13 protein-coding genes and 2 pseudogenes are annotated in these 21,614 nt (G+C 67.9%); 6 read left to right on the top strand and 9 right to left on the bottom strand.

Going from position 1 to position 21,614, the window contains the following annotated elements; all coding sequences use genetic code 11:
• Positions 1-6: 6 nt before the first annotated feature.
• From M3O59_RS20965 to M3O59_RS20945, 5 genes are read right to left on the bottom strand one after another with little or no spacing between them, the layout of a single operon-like run.
• Positions 7-297 carry an STAS domain-containing protein gene (locus M3O59_RS20965; RefSeq protein ID WP_064631487.1) on the bottom strand — a complete coding sequence of 97 codons (291 nt, stop codon included), beginning with the start codon at positions 295-297 and terminating at the stop codon, positions 7-9.
• Positions 287-949, bottom strand: coding sequence for an MlaC/ttg2D family ABC transporter substrate-binding protein (locus tag M3O59_RS20960; RefSeq protein WP_064631489.1), 663 nt, complete (start codon positions 947-949; stop codon positions 287-289). The genes M3O59_RS20965 and M3O59_RS20960 overlap by 11 nt, the downstream gene beginning before the upstream one ends.
• A complete protein-coding gene (mlaD, locus tag M3O59_RS20955) occupies positions 946-1,491 on the bottom strand; it encodes an outer membrane lipid asymmetry maintenance protein MlaD (protein WP_064631491.1) in 546 nt (181 codons plus the stop codon). The genes M3O59_RS20960 and mlaD overlap by 4 nt, the downstream gene beginning before the upstream one ends.
• 8 nt (positions 1,492-1,499) lie before the next feature.
• Positions 1,500-2,249, bottom strand: a complete 750-nt coding sequence (locus M3O59_RS20950) for an MlaE family lipid ABC transporter permease subunit (RefSeq protein ID WP_039441429.1) — start codon at positions 2,247-2,249, stop codon at positions 1,500-1,502.
• Positions 2,249-3,043, bottom strand: coding sequence for an ABC transporter ATP-binding protein (locus M3O59_RS20945; RefSeq protein ID WP_064631493.1), 795 nt, complete (start codon positions 3,041-3,043; stop codon positions 2,249-2,251). Before M3O59_RS20945 ends, M3O59_RS20950 begins: the two co-directional genes overlap by 1 nt.
• Before the next feature lie 397 nt (positions 3,044-3,440).
• On the opposite strand from M3O59_RS20945, the gene M3O59_RS20940 reads away from it, so the two are divergent.
• Entirely contained in the window at positions 3,441-3,728 is a 288-nt protein-coding gene (locus M3O59_RS20940) for a DUF6916 family protein (protein ID WP_116905993.1), read from the top strand.
• Between the two features lie 6 nt (positions 3,729-3,734).
• On the opposite strand, the gene M3O59_RS20935 is transcribed toward M3O59_RS20940, so the two are convergent.
• Genes M3O59_RS20935 through M3O59_RS20920 form a run of 4 tightly spaced genes read right to left on the bottom strand, consistent with a single transcriptional unit; the run spans position 3,735 to position 6,021 of the window.
• Positions 3,735-4,289 (bottom strand): GNAT family N-acetyltransferase, encoded by a 555-nt coding sequence (locus M3O59_RS20935; protein WP_064631497.1) that lies wholly within the window; start codon positions 4,287-4,289, stop codon positions 3,735-3,737.
• 4 nt (positions 4,290-4,293) lie between these two features.
• Positions 4,294-4,830, bottom strand: a complete 537-nt coding sequence (locus M3O59_RS20930) for a phage tail protein (RefSeq protein ID WP_064631572.1) — start codon at positions 4,828-4,830, stop codon at positions 4,294-4,296.
• Between the two features lie 58 nt (positions 4,831-4,888).
• A complete protein-coding gene (locus M3O59_RS20925) occupies positions 4,889-5,416 on the bottom strand; it encodes a phage tail protein (RefSeq protein WP_064631499.1) in 528 nt (175 codons plus the stop codon).
• Positions 5,417-5,475: 59 nt separating this feature from the next.
• Positions 5,476-6,021, bottom strand: coding sequence for a phage tail protein (locus M3O59_RS20920; RefSeq protein ID WP_064631501.1), 546 nt, complete (start codon positions 6,019-6,021; stop codon positions 5,476-5,478).
• A 302-nt stretch (positions 6,022-6,323) separates the two neighbouring features.
• Between M3O59_RS20920 and M3O59_RS20915 the strand changes: the two genes are divergently transcribed.
• The 5 genes and pseudogenes from M3O59_RS20915 to M3O59_RS20895 form a co-directional block, all read left to right on the top strand.
• The gene (locus tag M3O59_RS20915) at positions 6,324-11,321 is read left to right on the top strand and encodes a putative Ig domain-containing protein (protein WP_373419021.1); all 4,998 of its coding nucleotides are present in this window, start codon (positions 6,324-6,326) and stop codon (positions 11,319-11,321) included.
• Positions 11,322-11,473: 152 nt separating this feature from the next.
• On the top strand, positions 11,474-14,878 hold the full coding sequence (gene recC / locus M3O59_RS20910; RefSeq protein ID WP_249046982.1) for an exodeoxyribonuclease V subunit gamma: 3,405 nt from the start codon (positions 11,474-11,476) through the stop codon (positions 14,876-14,878).
• Positions 14,875-18,816, top strand: coding sequence for an exodeoxyribonuclease V subunit beta (gene recB / locus M3O59_RS20905; RefSeq protein WP_249046981.1), 3,942 nt, complete (start codon positions 14,875-14,877; stop codon positions 18,814-18,816). Before recC ends, recB begins: the two co-directional genes overlap by 4 nt.
• Before the next feature lie 178 nt (positions 18,817-18,994).
• Positions 18,995-19,802: pseudogene (locus tag M3O59_RS20900) on the top strand (AAA family ATPase); the annotation flags it as partial.
• Positions 19,803-20,029: 227 nt separating this feature from the next.
• Positions 20,030-21,412: pseudogene (locus M3O59_RS20895) on the top strand (AAA family ATPase); the annotation flags it as partial.
• Positions 21,413-21,614 lie beyond the last annotated feature (202 nt).

Below are 21,614 nucleotides of genomic sequence, written 5' to 3'. Positions count from 1 at the left end.
TGGCGCTCAGGCCTGAAAATCGAGGGTAGGGGACAACCGATAGGCGGCGCGCAATTCGTCCAGACCGGGCGCCTCGCCCACCACCGCGCCGCTGCCGGCGTGGCGCAACCGCGCTGCCAGCTCGGCCAACATCGCCACGCCGGCGCTGTCCAGACGTTGTACACCCGCCAGGTCCAACGTGCGCACGCCGTCCAGCTGTGCAATCGCCTGCGGCCAGGCCGTAGTGACTGCCGCACGGTCGATCACGCCGGTCACTGCCAGCGTGTCGCCGGTGCGTTGCACGGTATTACTTGCCATTGGCCGGTGCCGCACCGACCTGCAGGTTGCCGCTACGCAGCTCGGCGGCAACCTTGGCAATGCCCTTCTCGCGCAGCGGGCCGTCGAACTGGGTCTTGAAGGTCTGCACGTAGGAAATGCCTTCGATCATCACGTCGAAGATTTTCCACTGGCCACCGACGTTACGCATCATGTAATCGACCGGGGTCGGGTCGTTGCCGGCGCGCAGCAGGTCGGTGGACACCTTGACGCCGCGGTTGCCCGGCAGCGCGCTTTCGGACTTGGCGCGGAAGGTCGGCTTGCCTTCGAAGTTCAACAACGCGGTGCCGTAACGCTGCATCAGGTTGTCGGCCAGCGCATCGGCAAACAGCTTGACGTCCGCATCGGAGGCGCCGCGGCCGTTCACGCCCAGCACCAGGCGGGCCGAGTAATCGCGGTCGAAGGCCTTGTTCAATTCGCCATCGATGAACTGGCGCAGCGCCGCCGGGTTGCTGCGGAACTCGGCGCGGCGCTGATCCAGCGTGCTCAGGATACGGGTGCTGCTGTCGATGACGGTCTTGGTCGCCGCGCCCTGCGCAGGCGCGCTGGCAGCAGCTGGCTGGGCCAGGACGGTGGCCGGTGCGCACACCAGCAGGGTCGAGGCCAGGATGGCGGAAAGCAGGGTGGTCTTCATTGGTGTGGTTCCGTAGAGGGAGAAGCGGTCTGGGCAGGCGCGGGCGCCTGGCCGTCGGTGGCGGCCGGGGCATTGCTGCCGCCACCGCCACCACTGAACATGTATTTGCCGACCAGCTGCAGCAGATCCACTGCCGGCTGGGTGAAGCCGATCTCTTCGCCCGGCTTGAGCGTTTCCGGGTCGCCGCCCGGCTGCAACCCGATATAACTCTCACCGAGCAGGCCGCTGGTGAAGATGCCGGCCGAGGTGTCGGCGGGCAGATCCTTGTATTTGGTGTCCAGCGACAGCGTCACCACCGAATCGAACTTGGTCGGGTCCAGGCTGATGTCGGCCACCTTGCCGATGGTCACGCCACCGATCTTCACCGGCGCCTGCGCGCGCAGCTGGCCGATCTGGCTGAAGCGCGCGGTCAGCGTGTACTGGCTGGAGCCGAAGCCCCAGCGCTGGTTGGTCGAGGCCACCGCCAGCACCAGCAGCGAGGCCAGGGTCAGCAGCAAAAAGGCGCCAACGGCGAATTCGAGTCGTGGTCCACGCATGGCCATGGGCTATCTCACCTAAACAACATTGCAGAAAGGACGAAGTTGAACATCAGCACCAGCAACGAGGCATTCACCACCGCGCGGGTGGTGGCGATGGAGGTGCCTTCGATGGTCGGTTCGGCATGGAAGCCCACGTAGGCGGCGACCAGCGCAGCGGTGCCGCCGAAGATCGCCGACTTGAGCATCGCCACGCCGAAGTCGTCCCAGAAGTCCACGCTGTTGCTCAGGCCCGACCAGAAGGTGCCGTTGTCGATGCCCAGCACGTGCACGGCTTCGAAATAGCCGCCGGTGATCGCCAGCGAACAGAACACGCCGGTCAGCAACGGTACCGTGAGCACCGCGGCCCAGAAGCGCGGGGCCACCGCCTTGGCGACCGGGTCGATGGCCATCAGCTCCAGCGCCTTGATCTGGTCGGTGGCGCGCATCAAGCCGAGCTCGGCCGCAATCGAGCTACCGGCGCGGCCGATGAACAACAGCGCGGTCAGCACCGGCGCCAGTTCGCGATACAGCGACAGGCCGAGTAGCGTCGACAACGCATCCGAGGCACCGTAGGTGGTCAGCGTGCGATAGCCCTGCAGGGTCAGCACCAGCCCGACGAAGGCACCGCCCACGGCGATGATCGGCAACGAGCGCGCGCCGACCTTGTAGATCTCGCGCACCAGCTCGGCGATGAAGTCGCGGGTGGGCAGCGAACCGCGCAATACCGTGAGCGAGAACAGCCCGGCACGGCCAAAGGCGCGGATCGAGTCGGCAAAGGCCATCAGGCAGCACTCCGGTCGCGGCGCGGGGCGGCATCGAAGGCGATCGGGCCGTCCGGCTGGCCGTGCAGGAACTGCTGCACCAGCGGATCGGTGCTGTCCTGCAGTTGCGCCGGTGTCCCGGCGAACACGATGCCGTCATTGGCGATGACCACGGCCTGGTCGCTGATCGGCAGGGTCTCGTGCACGTGGTGGCTGACGATGATGCTGGTCAGGCCAAGGCTGTCGTTGAGGCGCTGGATCAGGCTCATGATCACGCCCGAGGCGATCGGGTCCAGCCCGGTCAGCGGCTCGTCGTAGATCATCAGCGGCGGGTCCAGCGCCAACGCGCGCGCCAACGCCACGCGGCGCGCCATGCCGCCGGACAACTCGCGCGGCCAGGCATCGGCCGCGGCCAGCAGGCCCACCGCATGCAGCTTCATCTGTACCAGGCGCTGCAGCACCGGCGCCGGCAGGCGCGTATGCGTGCGCAGCGGCAGCGCCACGTTGTCGGCCACGCTCAGGTCGGTCAGCAGCCCATTGCCCTGCAGCAGCACGCCGACATTGCGGCGCATCTCCAGCAGCGCACGGCTACCGGTCGGAATCGTGTTGCCGAACAGCGTGACCGTGCCGGCCACCGGGCGCAGCTCGCCGGTCAACGCGGCCAGCAGCGTGGACTTGCCGCTACCGGATGGACCGAGCACGGCCGTGATGCTGCCGCGGGGCACATCCAGCGAGACATCGCGCAGGATCGTGCGTCCGCCGCGATCGATGCGGACATCAGACAATTGCACGACAGGGGGAGCGGACGCCGTCATCGAGACCTTTAACAGAATTCCAACGCGATAGAGTAGCCGTCACACCGCTGAACATAACCAGACTGACGCGTGCAGTATTGTCGCATTCATGCGGCAAGCAATGTGGCTGCGCATGTCGCCATCCTGCGTAACAGCGTGTCCCGCAGCGCAGGCACCGTCGCGCAGGATTGCATCGCTGTTCAACGTACGCTGCAGTAGGGAGGATTGGCGCGCTATCACTCGGTACATTTCGCAATCCCCGCACCGTCGTGTCGTTTCTCGCGGTCAGGTATTTCGTCTGAGGGTTCCTGCCCGTCCTCCCGATCTGTCGAGTGCGTCGCGTTGTCGGCATCGCTGCCTTGTGGTGCCTGCGCAAAAGACGCGACGATCTGCGCACACCGTCGCTAAGGAATCATCCATGGAGTTGCTGACGCTTGAACACTTCGCCGGCAGCGTCAACGACACCTTCGCTGCCTCCTTGAATGAGGGCGAGGTACCGTTCGTGCTGGTGGAAGCCAGGCCATTGCAGGACACACGCAACGCGCAACGTGCGCCGTTCTCGCTGTTGTTTCGCAATGGCTCGGCCTTTTTGTTTCCGCAACAGACCTATCAGATGCGTCACGCGCGCCTGGGCGAGATCGGCGTTTTTCTGGTGCCGGTGGCGCGCGAACGCGACGGGTTTCTGTATCAGGCCGTGTTCAATTGAGCGCGCTCAACTGAGCAGTTGAGCGTGCGGATTCCAGTGCATCTGCAGATGTGTCTGGGTGCTGTGGCCCGCAACGAAGCCGTGCCGAACATATAGCCGCTGCGCTGCGCGGTTGGCATGCAGTACATGCAGGCACAAGGCGCACGGCGCAGCGCGTGCCGACGCCTGCGCGTAGGCAATCAGGTGCGAGCCAATGCCCTTGCCGCGCCGGTCCGGCAGCAAGCTGATATCGACCAGCGTGTGTTGCGTTGCGGTGCGGTGCAGATACAGGCGACCGATACGTAACTCCCTGACCTGGACGATCAGAAAGGCGGCATCGGCAAAATGGTGTCGGTAATGCGTGCGCTGCAAGTCGAATTGCTGCTCCAGAAACGCACGCTTGGTCGTGTCTGGCCAGGGCACCTGCGTCATTTCGTCGTGACGCGTGCTGGCATAGAGATCACGCAACCAGGCCAGATCGTCGCCCTGCTCGGGGCGCAACGAGATGCCGTGGGCGCTCAGCGCATGCGGTGGCACGACGCCGGCGTGCACGCTTGCGGATGCATCTGCATCGTCCTGCATGGCGTCAATCAAACATGGGATAGCTGCCGGACAACGCGATGCAGAAATTCATGGCCAGATAGGGCTGCCGGTTCTCGTGCGCCTGGCCGTTGCCGGTGGGCAGCACCATGGTCGGGGAAAACTGCTGGTCGGGTGCGACTGCACTGAACGGCCGGTCGCTGTTGCTGTTCAAGTTCGACAGCGCTGCTCCGCTGCTGGGGGTGCCGCTTTTCTTGCTCGGATCCGCCTGCGAAAACGCATTGAAGCCATGCGCGTGATTGGGCATCTGCGTGCTCAACAGGCTCACCGAGGCGGAGCCGAACGTACTGCCCAGCGCATGTGGAGTCAGACCCGGCCCTGTCCCCTGCTGGCAGCCGGCGCGCGCGGAGAAGTTCGGCAACTGAAATGTGGTGCTGCCATTGCCGCCATAGGCCATGCCCAGCAACGAGAACAGCGCGCTATTCTGCATAGCCGGCAGGGTTGCCCCGTTGCACAGCGCCCAACCGTAAGGGCTGTAATCGAAGGGAAACAATTGGATTTCGCCGAAATAGGGTTCGGTCATGCGCATTTCCTCCAGTGGAGCGATGCAGGCCGCGACCGACTCGGCGCGGCGCGGTGGATCAGGGCTGCTGCGGAAAGATGCCCGTGGTGGCGATGCAGTACTGCACGGTCAGCGTCGGCATGGTGTTGTCGTGCGGCTGGCTGCCACCTGTGAACGAGGTGCTCTGCGTGGACATCGCCAGCGCGGTGGCCCCGGTCACGTCGCTGACATAGAACAGCGTGGCACCGACCGCCGCTGGCAGGAGTCCGGCCGGTGAGGGGCTGGTTGCCGCTACCGTCGTGACCTGCGCAACATGGGTGTGCGCCGGCATCTGCGGTTCGGTCAAGGTCACCGTTTCGGTACCGCTCTTCTGGGCGAACACGTAGTTGCTCAGGCCAGGGCCCTGGCCCTGGTGAATCGGCAGGCGACCGCGCAGATCCGGCACCCCGAAGGTATTTTGCCCATCGCCGCCATAGGCGATGCCGAGTAGGACGTACAACGGCTCGTATTCTGAGATCTGCAGCAGCGAGCCGTCGCACGCCTGCCAGCCCTGAGGCGTGCGGCCGAAGCCGAACATGCGGATTTCGCCGATGAATGGAGTGCCCATGTGATCCTTCCTGGTCGATGAGGCGCCGCGCATGCAGGCGCACCCGAATGGGGTTGCGTTTAGCCACGCGAGGGGAAAATGCCCGACAGCGCGATGCAGAAGTTGATCGTGGTGTAGGGCTGCACATTCGGATGCGGTTGGTTACCGCCAGCGGGCGAGACCGTTGGCGGCGCCAGTGGAACGGTCGTTCCCGAAGCGGCATACAGCGGCGTGGCGGCACCGGATGTGGCCACGTTGGCGGCAAACACGCGGCCGGTCGGTGTGCGGTTGTTGCCACCGGTGCTGCTGCATTCCACCAGGTGGCTGTGCGCGGGCAGGTCGGCGGGCACCAGGGTCACCGCTTCCGCGCCGCCCGCCTGACCGATCGGAGTAACCGGCGGCTGCCAATTCGCATCGACCGAAGGCGCATACCCGATCGGTGTGCGACCGCGCAGATCAGGCAGGGCAAACGTGGTCCGGCCATCACCGCCAAAACGCGGACCTAGCAGACTGAACAATGCCTGGTTCTGATTGACCGGCAGCAGCTGGCCATTGCATTGCGCGAAATATTTCGGCGCGAACGCGAAACCGGTCAGCATGACCTGGCCGATGAAAAACTCGCTCATGCAGCTCTCCCTGCGTAGGTGCGTCGCCGACATGTGTCGGGGGGTCGCCGTACAGATACCCGTCGCACCGGTGTCTCACAAGCCAGGAAAATTCAGAACTGGAATGAAGTATTAATTTTTTGTTCTTTAACTGAAAGTCAGTTCCTGTTTCAATTCGCTCGCAATGCCAGGGGATCACTTCTCTAGGGCGGTATTGCCTTCAGGCATGAGGACCGTGCCGGCGCCGGGGTGGCGCTTCATAGGGGTAGAACGTGAACAAGCCGCAGTGGCGTGGGACGGGCACCGGTGCGCCGGTGCGCTGGATGGTGGCCGTGATGATCTGCGCCCTGGCGCTCCTGCTACCCGCACAGGTCTGGGCACAGGGGGCGTCGGCCTATTGTTCCACCCGGAACGCCACGATCAATCAGAGCGGATCGGTGACGTTCGATGTCAGCAACTGCGATGGCCCCTCCAACATCGGCATGGGCGATGACCCCAGAAATCCGCTGACCCCCTTCGGCAACGGCGGAGGCAACGGCAGCACGCCCAACGGGACCATCTCACTCAGTGAGCTCAGCGGACCTGGTACGCAGACCGTTACCTACACGCATGGAAACAATAGCGCCACGTCCGACGCGTTCTACCTGCGCGACGAGGAAGAAAATGTCCTTACCTTCAACATCACCATTGTGCCGTCGCGGTCTGCCAGCATCGCGGTCTCGCCGGCCAGCGCCAACGAAGACAGCGGCACTGCGTTCGTCTACACGGTGACGCTGAGTCAGACCAACAGCGTGCCCACCACGGTGAACCTGGCCGGCAGTGGGACCGCCGACAGCGCCAGCGACTATTCCGGCGCGCGCAGCAACATCGTGATTCCGGCCAACGCCAGCTCGGCCAGCTTCACCATCACGCCGACCCCCGACGCGATGGTGGAAGCGAATGAGACGATCGTCTACACCGTCGGTACTGGCACCGGCTATGCCCCCGGCAGCCCGGTCAGCGCCAGTGCCATCATCGTCAACGACGATACGCTGCCGGCGCTGTCGATCAACGACGTATCCGTGAACGAAGGCAATGCCGGCACCACCAATACCACCTTCACTGTCTCGCTGAGCCAGCCGGCCGGCACTGGCGGCGTCAGCTTCGATATCGCCACCGCTGACGGCACTGCCACCGCGGGCGTGGACTATGTCGTTGCCAGCCTGAGCGGGCAGAGCATTCCCGCCGGCAGCAGCAGCGCCACCTTCACCGTGCTGGTCAACGGCGACACGCTCAGCGAACCCAACGAAACCTTCTTCGTCAACGTCAGCAACGTCAGTGGCGCCAGCGTTGGCGACGGCCAGGGCCTGGGCACCATCGTCAACGACGATGCGGCACCGTCGCTGTCGATCGACGATATCAGCGTGAACGAAGGCAACAGTGGCACCACCACGGCCACCTTCACGGTGAGCCTGAGCGCGGCCAATGGCCAGACCGTTACGGTCAATTACGCCACCGCCGACGGTACCGCCAACGCGGGCAGCGACTATAGCGCCCGCTCGGGCACTCTGACCTTTGCGCCAGGCACCACCGCGCAGGGCGTGGCGGTTACCGTCAACGGCGACACCGCGGTCGAACCCAACGAGACCTTCAGCGTCGGTCTGTCTGGCGCCAGCAACGCAAGCATCGCGCGCGCCACCGGCACCGGCACCATCCTCAACGACGATGTGGTGGTGACGGTCGGCCCGGCATCGCTGCCGGGGGCCACTGCAGGCAGCGCCTACAGCCAGAACCTCACCGCCAGTGGCGGCACCGCGCCCTACACGTTCGCGCTCAGCGCCGGTACCTTGCCGGTCGGGCTGACCCTGAGCGGCACCGGCGTGCTGTCCGGTACTCCCACTGCCAGCGGTAGCTTCAACTTCACCGTGACCGCCACCGATAGCGGCGGTAGCCCCACCAGCGGCAGCCGCGCCTATACGCTGACCGTGGCCGGCGCGACGGTGACCTTGCCGGCGACCAGCTTGCCGGCCGGCACGGCAGGCCAGGCCTATGCGGGTGCGCTCAATCCGGCAACGGGCGGTATTGCGCCCTACACCTACGCCGTTACCGCCGGTAGCTTGCCGGCGGGCATCACGCTCAATGGCAGCAGCGGGGCCCTGACCGGGACTCCCAGCACCGTGGGCACCTTCGCCTTCACCGTGACCGCCACCGACAGCACCTCGAATACGCCCTCGCAAGGCACCCGTAGCTATGCCTTGAATATTGCCGCGCCGTCGATCGTGGTGGCGCCGTCCACACTGCCGAGCGCCACGCGTGGTACGGCCTACAGCCAGCTGCTGAGCGCCAGTGGCGGCACTGCGCCGTACACCTACACGCTCGCTAGCGGCACGCTGCCGGCCGGTATCACCCTGGCCAGCAACGGCACGTTGTCCGGCACCGCAACGGTGGAAGGCAGCTTCAACTTCACCGTCACCGCGACCGATGCGGGCAGTTTCACCGGCAATCAGGCCTACAGCCTGACCGTGGCCGGCCCGAACCTGGTGTTGCCGGCGAGCACCTTGCCGGCAGGTACCGCCGGGCAGGCGTACTCCGCGGCAATCACGCCCGCCACCGGCGGCACCGCGCCCTACAGCTACGCACTGACCGGCGGCGTCCTGCCGACGGGTGTGGTCGTGGACGTGGCGACTGGCACCCTCAGCGGCACCCCGACCGTGGCAGGGACGTTCAACTTCACCCTGACCGTGTCCGACAGCACGCCCAGCCCGGCGGCGCAGGCCAGCCGCAGCTATGCGCTGACCATCGCGGCACCTGTCATCGTGGTTGCGCCTACCGCGCTGCCGGCTGCCACCCGCGGCACGGCGTATAGCCAGGCCTTGAGCGCCAGCGGCGGCACCGCGCCCTATACGTATGCAGTCAGCGCGGGCACCCTGCCGGCCGGCCTTACGTTGGCCAGCAACGGCACGCTGTCCGGCACCGCGACGGTGGAAGGCAGCTTCAACTTCACCGTCACCGCGACCGATGCGGGCAGTTTCACCGGCAATCAGGCCTACAGCCTGACCGTGGCCGGCCCGAACCTGGTGTTGCCGGCGTCCACCTTGCCGGCAGGCACGGCCGGGCAGGTGTATGCGGCGGCGATCACGCCCGCCACCGGCGGCACCGCGCCCTACAGCTATGCACTGACAGCGGGCGCGTTGCCCAATGGGGTTGTCCTCGACACTGCGACCGGCGGGCTGAGCGGTACGCCGACCTTGTCGGGCACGTTCAACTTCACCCTGACCGCAACCGACAGCACGCCCAGCCCGGCGGCACAGGCCAGCCAGAGCTATGCGGTCACCATTGCCGCGGCAACGCTGGTGCTGGCGCAGCCGACCCTGCCACCGGCGGTGCGCGGCAGCGCGTACGACCAGGTGCTCACCGCCAGCGGTGGCATTGCGCCGTACCGCTACAGCGTCGCCAGCGGCACCTTGCCGGCCGGCCTGAGCCTGGCCAGCGACGGCACGCTGTCGGGAACGCCAACGACGCAGGGCAGCTCGTCCTTCACCATCGCAGTGGCCGACGCCGGCAATGCCAGCGCCACCCAGGCCTACACCTTCACGGTGAGCGATGCGGCGCCGGTGGCGGTGGCGGATGTGGCAGCCACCATGACCGACACCGCGGTCACCGCGGCGGTAACCGCCAACGACACCGGCAACATCACGGCGATTGCGATTGCCACCGCGCCGACCAACGGCACCGCCGTGGTCAACGGCCTGGAACTGGTCTACACGCCGAACGCAGGCTTCGTCGGCAGCGATGTGCTGAGCTATACCGCCACCGGTGCGGGCGGCAGCTCGGCGGCGGCCACGCTGACCATCACGGTGAACGCGCGGCCGGTGGCGGTGTCGGTCACCGCTGCCGCAGTGCCGGGCGAAGCGCAGCAGGTGGACATCACCCGCAACGCGACCGGTGGGCCGTTCGTGGCCGCTGCGGTGGTCGCGGTGCTGCCGGCCTCGGCCGGTACCGCCACCATCACCCGGGTTGGCGGTACCGCCACCGCAGCGGCGGCGCGTGCCTCCGGCCCGTCGCCAGCCGCGACGGCAATGGCCGAAACGCCCACCTTCATGCTGACCTTTACCCCCAACCCGGCGTTCGTCGGCCAGGCCACGGTGCAGTTCACCTTGTCCAACGCCTTTGCGACCTCGGTGCCGGCCAATGTGGTGTTCAACATCGCGCCGCGCCGCGACCCAAGCCAGGATGCGGAAGTGCGTGGCCTGATCGATGCGCAGTCCGAGTCCACGCGGCGGTTTGCGCGTGCGCAGATCGACAACTTCCAGCGCCGTCTGGAGGCCACCCATCGCGGTGGCGGCAGCTTCACCAACGCGGTGAGCTTCCAGCCGACTTCGCATTGCCGCCAGGCCGAGCGCGGCATCACTGCGCAGCCGTGCAGCCCGGACACCCAGGATGCCGACAACGACTTCCGCGATGCGCCGGCAGCGGCGGCGGGCAACAGCGAGGGTGTGCAGGGCCAGGGTGACCTGGGTCTGTGGATCGGCGGTGCGATCCGCTCGGGCAGCTTGAACCGGCAGACTAACAGCAACGGCGTGGATTTCCAGACCGACGGCCTAAGCGTCGGCGCCGACTACAGGGTTGCGCAGTCGCTGGCGATCGGTGCGGGCCTGGGCTGGGGCCGCGACGACAGCGATGTGGGCACGCGCGGCAGCCGCAGCAAGGGCACCGCGTACACCATGGCGCTGTACGCCAGCTTCCACCCGGGCAAGGCGTTCTTCTTCGACACCCTGGTGGGTTACCAGATGTTGTCCTACGACCTGCGCCGCTTCGTCACCGACGACAGCTCGCTGGCCGAAGGCAACCGCGACGGCAAGCAGTGGATCGCCTCGGTGTCCACCGGCGCCGACCTGCAACGTGGCGATCTGCAGATCACCCCGTATGCGCGCGTGGATGTGGCACGTGCCACGCTGGATGGCTATGCGGAAGACGGCGTGGCGCCGTTCGCACTGCGCTATGCCGACATGGATGTGGCCACCACCACCGGCAATCTCGGTCTGCGTCTGGAATGGCGCCGCGAAGTCGCCTGGGGACGGCTGACCCCGCAGTTGCGCGTGGAATATCAACGCGACTTCCAGGGCCGTGGCGATGCCACGCTGAGCTATGCCGATCTCAGCGGCGGCCCGTTCTACCGCACGGCGCAAAGTGCGTTCGACCGCAACCGGTTGATGGTCGGTATCGGCGCGGCGTTGCTGACCGAGCAAGGGCTGTCGACGCGTCTGGAATACCGCGGCATCACCGATGGCGACAGCAACAACGATCAGACCTGGATGCTCAATCTGGAAAAGAAATACTGAGCGCGTCGCGCGTTACGCACTAAACAACGCGATGGGCCGGGCGGAAACGCTCGGCCCATCGCGTTTGCGTGCCGCATCGATCGCCATCGTGCGGTCGTCGGCGCATGCGCAAACAACGCTGTCCGCCGGCATCCGGCACAATGCACGCACGCATGCACGCCACTTCCGCGCCAGATTTTCGCCTCTATCCGTCAAACGCGCTGGATACGCTGGCCGCCTTGCTCGCACAGGAGCTGCGCCGGCCGGTGCCCGAACAACCGCTGCTGCAGCCGGAGGTGGTGCTGATTCCGCAGGTGGCGATGCGGCGCTGGTTGCAGTCCACGCTGGCGGCCGAGCACGGTGTGGCGGCGAATCTGGAATTCCTCACCCCCGGCGAGTTCGTCGCGCGCGCGCTGGAGTGCAATCTCGGCCCGGCCGACGACGATCTGGACATGGCCACCACGCAGTGGCGGTTGTACGCCGCGTTGCAGGCCGACCTGGGCAGCGATGCGGCATTGGCGCCATTGGCCGGTTATCTGTCCGATGGCGATGCGCTCAAGCCCTGGGCGCTGGCTGGCGAGCTGGGCAATGTGTTCGAGAAGTACCAGGCCTGGCGACGCGACTGGTTGCTGCGCTGGGAAGGCGGCGCCGACCCCGATGACCCGCAGGCGCGCTTGTGGCGCAGCATCGCGTCCGGCCGGCAATACCGTGCGCGCCGCATCGGCCAGTATCTGGATCGGTTTGCGCGGCCCGATGGTCCGCTGCCGCAGGGCTTGCCGAAGCGCCTGTTTGCCTTCGCCATCCTCAACATCTCGCCCGACGTGCTGCGCGTGCTGGCCACGCAGGCGCGCGTGGGCACGCTGCATTTCTATCTGCCTACGCCCACGCAAGGCTATTGGGGCGATCTGCAGACGTTGTGGCAACGCCGTCGCGAAGACGGCGCGGTGCAGCTGTTTGCCGAGCAGGTGCAGGAAAACCCGCTGCTGCAGGCCTGGGGCGCGGCCGGGCGCGATTTCATGGCGCTGGTGGGCGACTACGAGGTGGTGCATCCGCTGGCCGAGATCGCCGCCTACGCCGATCCGCTGGAGTCCGGCCGCCGCGCACTGGCCGATGGCGGCCTGGGCGACAGCCTGCTGCGGCGTATGCAGAGCGACTTGTTCCATCGCCGCGCACCAAGCGTGCATGCCGCGTTGCCGACGGTGAATCTGCACGACCCCAGCCTGCAGGTGCATGCCTGCCATACGCGGCTGCGCGAGCTGCAGGTGCTGCACGACCAACTGCGCGCCTTGCTCGACGATGCGCGCTTCGACCCGCCGCTGCAGCCGCGCGAGATCGCAGTGCTGTCGCCGGACATCGACCCATACGTGCCGTATCTGGACGCGGTGTTCGGCAGTCACGGCAACGACGACGCGCTGCCGTACGCGCTGGCCGATGCCAGCCCGTTGGCGAGCGAGCCGCTGGCCGAGGTGTTCCTCACCTTGCTCGGCCTGCCGATTGCACGCTTCGGCCTGCACGAGATTCTCGACCTGCTGGCCAGTGCACCGATCGCCGAGGCCGCCGGCCTGGACGAAGCGGGACTGGAACGCTTGCGCGGCTGGCTGCATGCCGCCGGCGCGCGCTGGGGGCTGGATGCGGCGCATCGGCGTCAGCACCAGGCACCGAGCGACGACGCCTACACCTGGCGCTTCGCGCTGGACCGGCTGCTGCTCGGCCATGCCAGCGGCGCCGACGACGATATCGAGGGCGTGGCGCCATGGCCGCAGCTGGAAGGCAGCGCGCTGGCCGCACTCGATACCTTGTTGAAGCTGTTGCGCGTGCTCGAACGCCACCAATCCGTATTGGCCGAAGCGATGACGCCGGTCGAATGGCGCGAGCGTCTGCTCGGCCTGCTGGAGGCGCTGATTCCAAAAGCACCCTCGGCACCGCGTGCACAGCGCGCGCTGGATCGCTTGCGCACGTTGATCGACCAATTCGCCCGCGATGCGGTGCGCGCCGAATACGCCGGCACCGTGCCCGCCGAGGTGGTGCGTGCGCACTTCGCCGCAGTGCTGGGCGAGTCGGACACGCGCGCGCCGCTGCTCACCGGCGGCATCAGTTTCGGCCGCATGGTGCCGATGCGCTTGCTGCCGTTCCGCGCGATCTGCCTGCTCGGCATGAACGATGGCGATTTCCCGCGCCGCGATCCGGCTGCCGGGCTCAATAGCCTCACTGCAGAGTTGGGCACCGAGCGTCGCCGGCATGGCGATCGTTCAACGCGCGAGGACGACCGCTTTCTGTTTCTGCAGTTGTTCGCCTCCGCGCAGGAAGTGTTTTATCTGAGTTACCTCGGCGCCGATGCGCGCGATGGCAGCGCGCGCGAACCGTCGGTGCTGGTCAGCGAATTGCTGGCCAGCGCTGCCCAATATCACGCCGACCCCAAGGCCATCGATACGCTGGTCGTGCATCACCCGTTGCAGCCATTCGCCGCCGCCGCGTTCGGTGCGCTGGGCGAAGACGGCGCCGACCCGCGTCGCTTCAGTTATCGCCGCCAATGGCGGCCCGCGGTAGGTAGCCTGGTCGGCCAGCGGCAGCCGCTCGCGCCGTGGGTAGCCGCTGCGTTGCCGGCCGATGACATCGCAGTGCCGACCAGCGTCTCGATCGACGAGCTGCGCCGCCTGTTCGCCGACCCGGCCGGGCAGTTTCTGCGCCATCGGTTGGGCATGCGTCTGCCCGATCCGGTCGGCGAAGACAGCGACCTCGAACCGTTGCTCGCCCCCACGCGCGGGCTGGACCAATACGGCCTGCAGCAGCATGTGTTCGACGCCGCGCTGGCCGGCGACACCGACCGGCTTTACGAGCGTCTGCGCGCACGCGCGCTGCTGCCGTCCGGCCCGCTGGGGCGGCGCCAACTCGATGAGCGCGTGATGCAACTGCGCCCGTATGCCGAGGCATTTCGGCAGTGGCGTGGCGAGGCGCCGGCCGAGTCGCGCCGCCTGCAGGTGCAGATCGGCGATGTCGAGGTGCATGGCCGCGTGCCAGGTTGGTATGCGAGCGGCGTAGGGCGGGTGCAGGTCGGCGCGCTCAGCGGCCGCAGCGCGATCCGTCACGGCCTGGAATGGCTGCTGCTGCGCGCCGCCGGCGAGCACGCGCCGTACGTGCGCTTCTTCGAACACGACGACGGCCTGGGCCCGCATCCCATCGACCCCGAACCGCTGTCGCAGATGCAGGCGCACACCGCGTTGGCCGCACTGCTGCAGCTGTATCGGCACGGCCTGCAGGCGCCGCTGGCGTTCGCGCCCTACAGCAGCTGGAAATATCACCAGGCCGCGCGCGGCGACGACCTGGACAAGGCCATCAAGGACGCCGCCGGGCAGTGGCAATCCAGCTTCGGCTGGAGCGAATCGCACAGCCCGGAACTGCGCCTGGTCAACCGCGGCCGCGACCCGTTCGCCGATGCGCAGCGCTTCGCCGAGTTCGCCATCACCAGCCATCGTGTGTACGACCTGCTCGAACGTGGCAACGCCGACGCCACGCTGGATCCGGAGCGTCTGATCGAGAGCTGGCGCCACTGGCACGGCGCGCAGGAAGAGGCCGAATGAGCGCCAGCCCCGTCACCGACCCGTACCTGCATTTGCCGTTGCACGGCGTGCGCCTGATCGAGGCCAGCGCCGGCACCGGCAAGACCTTCACCTTGGCCACGCTGTTCACCCGGCTGGTGGTCGAGCGCGGGCTGCGTATCGGCCAGATCCTGGCGGTGACCTTCACCGAGGCCGCCACCCAGGAACTGCGCCGCCGCATCCGCGAGCGCCTGGTGCTGGCCGCAACGCTGGTGCCCGATGCCACCGAAGCAGCGGGCCAGGGCGCGACCGAACCATCTACAACGCTGGTGGCCCATGACGCATCGGCTTTTGTAGGAGCGGCCTTGGCCGCGACCGACGTCGCCAACGACCCGTCGCGGCCAAGCCCGCTCCTGCACGAAGCGCCGGACGCCCTGCTCACCCGCGTCATTCTCGAAGCGCACCTGGCCACCGGCACCGAAACCCCCGCCGCCTTGCGCCGCCGCCTGCAACAGGCCGTCGAAGAAATCGACCTGGCCGCCGTGTTCACCATCCACGGCTTCTGCGCGCGCGTGCTGCGCGAACACGCGCTGGAAAGCGGCCAGGCCTTCGCCGCACCGGAACTGCTCGCCAACGACCGCGAATTGCTGGGCGAAGTCGCGGCCGATCTGTGGCGCCAACGCGCCGCCGATGCGGTGATGGCCGAAGACCTGATCGCGCTGTGGTCGGGTGGCCCGGAGGCATTGGCCAGCGATCTGCGCGCGCTGGTGCGTCATTCGCAGTTGCTGCCGGCGGTGGCCACGAGCACCGACGATGCGGCGGCATTGCTGCAGGCCGTGCAAGACGCCAGTAGCGCATTGGCTGCCGCCTTCCAGGCGCACGGCACCGCGTTTTTCGACTCCATCATGTCCGCCATCGATGGCGGCATCTTGAGCAAGGTCAGTTACAAACCGGAGTGGCTCACCGCGCTGTGGCATTGGTTCGACAGCTTCGCCGCCGCGCCATCGCACGAGCACGCCCCACATCCCAAGCTGCTCAAGTTGACCGCTGACGAACTGGCCTCGGGCACCAACAAGAAGTTCGTCGACCGCACGCCGGCTTCGCCGATGAGCCATGAGATCGATGGCTATCTCACCGCGCTGGACGCTGTCGAAGCATGGCGCAGCCGTCGCCGTATCGCCCTGCTGCCCGCCCTGCGCGAGGATGCCATCGCACGGCTGGCGCTGCTCAAGCGCCAGCGCCGCGTGCAGACCTACGACGACCTGGTCGATGGCGTCGCGCATGCGCTGGGAGGCGCGCAGGCCGACGCCCTGGTCACACGCCTGCGTGCGCAATACGCCATCGCGCTGGTGGACGAGTTCCAGGACACCGACGACCGCCAGTGGGCGATCTTTTCCAACGTGTTCGGCGAAGGCCCGCTCGCGCGCGCCGCCGGCCTGGAGCCGGCACTGTTTCTGATCGGCGACCCCAAGCAGGCCATCTACGGCTTCCGCGGCGGCGATGTGCGCACCTATCTGGCTGCCGCAGTCACTGCCGAACTGGCCCCACCGCTGAGCCACAATTTTCGCTCGCGCCCCGGCGTGCTGGCGGCCATCGACGCGCTGTACGCACAGGCCGGCTACACCGACGCCTTCCTCACCGACGGCATCGCCTTCCACCCGGTGCAGGCCGGCACCAAGCGGCTGGACACCGACCTGCAATGCAACGGCGTCACCGCGCCGGCACTCACGCTGTGGCGCGCGCCCGAGCCACCGCCGGTAATGAAGGGCAAGCCCAAACCCTGGAGCGCCGGCCACGCCCGCGAGCTGGCCACCGCCGCCTGCGTTGCAGCCATCCGCGGCTGGCTGGCCGGTGGTCGCGACGGCAGCGCCACCATCAACGGCCGCCCGGTGCAGGCCGGCGACATCGCCGTGCTGGTGCGCAGCCATGGCGAGGCCACCCGCATCCAGCAGGCGCTGGGTGCAGTGGGCATCCCCGCCGTGGCCGCCGGCAAGCAAAGCCTGTTCGCCACCGACGAAGCGCTGGAACTGCTCGCCCTGCTGCAGGCCTTGCTCGACCCGGGCGACGACAGCCGCCTGCGCGCCGCCCTGGCCACCGTGTTGATCGGCGAAGACGCCGCCGCCATCGCTGCGCTCGCACACGACGGCGAGCGTCACCGCCGCTGGCAGCAGCACGCACTGGACTGGCGCGAGCGTTGGCAACGCGGCGGCCCGCTGGCCTTGATCGGCGAGCTGGGCGCCGCGCACGGGCAACGCCTGCTGGCCCTGGTCGATGGCGAACGCCGCCTTACCAACTACCTGCAACTGGCCGAACTGCTGCAGGAAGCCGACGCCCGCGCGCTCGGCCCGCATGGCCTGGTGGACTGGCTGTCGCGCCGCATCGCCAATGCCGACGACAACGACGAAGCCCAGCAGCTGCGGCTGGAATCGGACGCGCGCCGCGTGCAGATCGTCACCCTGCACAAGAGCAAGGGCCTGGAATATCCGCTGGTATTTTTGCCGTACATCGGCATCGGCCGCAGCGACAAGGGCGCCGGCCGCCACTGCGTGGTGCATGCGCCGGACGCTGGCCGGCAATTGCACTGGAACGTGTCCAAATGGAGCCGTGATAAAGACGAGCCGACCTGGAGTGCCGCCGAAACCGCCTGGAAGCAGGAACAACGCGCCGAAGACGCGCGCCTGCTCTACGTCGGCCTGACCCGCGCCGAGCACGCGCTGTGGATCGCCAGCGGCCCGTTCCACCAGCACGAGCGCACTGCGCTGGCCGGCATGCTGCGCGCGCTGGATGTGTTGCAGGGCGCGGCCGGCGAGGGCGCAGTGGTGGTCGACACCAGCACGCCGCCGGCCCACCTGCCACGCCTGCCGCCGCCGGACGAGGCGCAAGTGCCGCCCGCGCGCAGCCCGCAACGCCACATCGCGCCGGAGTGGTGGGTTTACAGCTTCACCCAGCTGGCCAACGCCGATGCCGGCGCCGCCAGCGACCCGATGGCCAGCGCCACCGTGGTCGGCAGTGGCGGTAGCGACGAACCGTCCGGCAGCGAAGCAATTGCGGTGGCTGCCGAGGCCGAACCCTTCGATCCACGGTTCGCCGGCAACCGCTTCGGCGTGGTGATGCACGACGTGTTCGAGCGCTGCGATTTTGCTGCCTGGCAGGCGTGGTGGCCCGGCCAACCCGCGCCCGACGGCCAGGCGGCGCCCATCGTCGAGGCCCTGCAACGCGGCGGCTATGCCCAGGACGAACTCGACGACGGCCTGAGCATGCTCACCGCGCTGATCGGCCACACCCTCACTGTCGCGTTGCCCGAAGGCACCCGCCTGGCCGACGTGCCCGCGCCGCAGCGTCGCAATGAAATGGAATTCCACTTCGCCATGCGGCCCACCCGCGTGGATGCGCTGCTGGCCTTGCTGCACCGGTTTGGCGTGGTCGGCGACCGCAAGGCCTTCGGCATGCGCCAGCGGCTGGAAGGCCTGATGACCGGCCTGATCGACCTCACCTACACCGTGGACGGCCGCTGGTACGTGCTGGACTACAAATCCAACCGCCTGCCCAGCTACGACGCCGACGCCCTGGTCCGCGCCATGGCGCACAGCGAGTACGCGCTGCAGGCGCTGATCTACACCGTGGCGCTGCACCGCTGGCTGCGCTTCCGCCTGGGCGATGCCGCCGAGGGCGGTGGCTACGACTACACCCGCGACTTCGGCGGCGTGCGCTATCTGTTCTGCCGCGGCCTGGACGCGGCCACCTCCACCGACCCCGGCACCCCGGCCCCCGGCATCCACGCCTGGCGCTTCGACCCCGCCCTGGTGGAAGCCCTGGACGCCTTGTTCGCCGGCAACGCCCCGGAGCCGATGTCCAGCAGCGCACCAACGCAACTGGTCCCCGATGGCTCAAAGCCCCTCCCCCCCCGGGACCTCGGTCCCCTACAAGGAGAGAGGGGTTGGGGTGAGGGTACGTCCGCCACAGAAGCGCCCGACCCATGACCCAACAAACCCCACTGGCAATCAGCGCCGTGCACAAAGCGCTCCTCCCTCCGGGCAAGCAGACACCGCGCGCACCCCATGCCGCGCCTGCCTGGCCATGCCAACGCCACTTCGCACGCATCGAGCTGCGGCACAAGCGCCCGGAGAAAGGCACGTCCGCCATGGCAGGCACCACCCCATGAACCAGCCGAACCCTTTCAGCGCGCTGATCAAAGCCGAAGCGTTACGCACCCTGGACCTGGCCTTCGCCCAAAGCCTGCAACGCCTGGCCCCGGACACCGACCCACAGGTCCTGGCCGGTGCCGCGCTCGCGTCGCTTGCCGTCACCAGCGGCCACGCCGGGCTGGACCCGGCCCGCGCCGCCATGCTGCTGGACGCGCGCGACGGCCCACTGCCGGCCCTTCCGGACCCCACCGACTGGCAAGGCACCCTGGCTGCCTCGCGCTGGGTCGACCAACCGGCCCCGGAAGACCCCGCCGCCGCCGACTGCCCGCTGGTCCTCGAACACGGCCTGCTCTACCTGCGCCGCTACCGCGAGTACGAACGCCGCCTGGCGCTGGGCCTGCAACGCATCGCCGCCCAGCCCATGCCGGCCTTCGACCCCGCCGCCCTGGCCCCGCTGTTCGCCCAACTATTCCCGAACGCGACCCCAACCCCTCACCCCGTGGACCCAACCCCTCTCCCCCCGGGAGAGGGTGCCCGAAGGGCGGGTGAGGGTACGGGCCTGCCCGAGCCATCCCACTCCCCAGACCGCCAAGCCCAGGCCGCAGCCCTGGCCCTGCGCCGCACCCTGCTGCTGGTCACCGGCGGCCCCGGCACCGGCAAAACCACCACCATCGCCCGCCTGCTACTGCTGCGCATCGCCCAGGCCCAGGCCCAGGCCGCCGGCCACCCGGCCCCGCGCATCGCGCTGGCCGCGCCCACCGGCCGCGCCGCCGAGCGCATGGCCGAAAGCCTGCGTCTGGCCGTCGCCCGCGCCATCGCCGATGGTGTCCAGTTGCCTGCGCCAACCGCAGACACCACGCTGCCGACGCGCACAGACCTCGACACCTCCGCGCGCTGGTCCGCTGCGGCGTCATCCCTTGTCCCGTCCACCGAAGCAGAGCTCAATCTGCAAAAGGAAGCTGCCGATCCAAATGGCGGAACCCACGCGCAACACACCGCGCCACCGTCGCAGGCCGCCGCCGCCGAGCGCGAGCCGCCGCCCTGGGAATCGCTCCTCCCCACCGGCGCCAGCACCCTGCATCGCCTGCTCGGCGTCATCCCGGAGTCGCCGCACTTCCGCCACACCGTCGACAACCCGCTGCCGTTCGACCTGATCGTGGTCGACGAAGCCTCCATGGTCGACCTCCCACTGATGTGCAAGCTGGTCGACGCCGTCGCCGACGGCACCCAGCTGATCCTGCTCGGCGACGCCGACCAGCTGCCTTCGGTGGAAGCCGGCGACGTGCTCGCCGCCATCCTGCAGGCCGCCGGCCCCGGCGATGCCCTGCAGCCCGACGACGCCCAGGCGCTACAACCGCTGCTCGGCAGCGCGCCCGCTGGCGGCCCACCCGCCGGCACCGCAGCCAATACCCATACCGGCGGCCTGGCCGGCCACCGCGTCCACCTGCTACGCGGTTACCGCCAAGAAGACAACTTTGCACTCGCTCCGCTGGCCGACGCCATCCGCGCCGGCGACGCCGACACCGCCCTGGCCCTGCTGCGCAGCGGCGAGCTGGCCGGCGTGCACTTCCACGAAGACGGCGAAGACCCGCTCAACGACGGCCGCGACGCACTGCTCGCCCACTGGCGCGCGCTGGCCGACGCCCAAGACCCCGCCGCGGCACTGCGCGCGGCCGGCCGCCTGCGCCTGCTCACTGCCGTACGCGCCGGCCCGCAAGGCGCGCGTGGCCTCAACGCCCGCATCGAACAACTGCTGGCCGACACCGGCTCCGGCGCCCGCCGCCTCGGTGCTGCCTCGCCCTGGTTCCAGGGCCGCCTGCTGCTGATTACCGAAAACAGCTACCGCCACGGCCTGTTCAACGGCGACGTCGGCATCTGCCTGCGAAGCGATGCGGGTTCTTTTTCTGGACGAAGCGACGCAAGTGCCTCCTCCGGGCCAAGCGACGCAAGCGCCTTTCCAGCGCGCGGCAACGATGCACCGCCTTCAAGGCCGGGCCACGCTGGCAGCACCTCACCGCGCGATACCCCCGCCACAGACAACCATGCCCAAGGCCCGTTGGTCGCCTGGTTCGAAGGCGACGGCGACGGCCAGGTGCGCGGCTTCCACCCCGCCGCATTGCCCGCGCACGAAAGCGCCTTCGCCATGACCGTGCACAAGGCGCAAGGCAGCGAATTCGACGACGTCTGGCTGCAACTGCCCACCCGCGACGTCCGCGTGCTCAGCCGCGAACTGCTCTACACCGGCATCACCCGCGCCCGCCGCGCCCTGCACCTGTCCGGCAGCGAAGCGGTCATCCGCGCCGCGCTGACAAGGCACGCCGCACGCATCTCGGGCCTGGCGTGGCGGTTAGGTGCACAGCAGCAGGCGGCACCCGCCACGCAAGCAACAGAACCATCTACTGCCTTACCCGTGCAGGGGTCGTTGTTCTAATGGATGCGGGCCTGGGGATGGCATGTGCAACGATGATAGTGAAGCACCCGCATCGAGACTTATCTTTCGTCGCAGCGAGATGCGCAAACGCGTATCTGGGTTAAGAAAGAAGGCGGCTCGATCTATATGCATAGTTCTCATAACGGAGGTCAGTGGAAGAAGCGATGCGGCATGCCGCCTATAACGACGAATTCGAGTAATG

The sequence above is a fragment of the Xanthomonas nasturtii genome (genome assembly GCF_023337365.3).
GTDB classification, from domain to species: domain Bacteria; phylum Pseudomonadota; class Gammaproteobacteria; order Xanthomonadales; family Xanthomonadaceae; genus Xanthomonas; species Xanthomonas nasturtii.
This window is presented reverse-complemented; position numbering and strand designations above follow the sequence as displayed.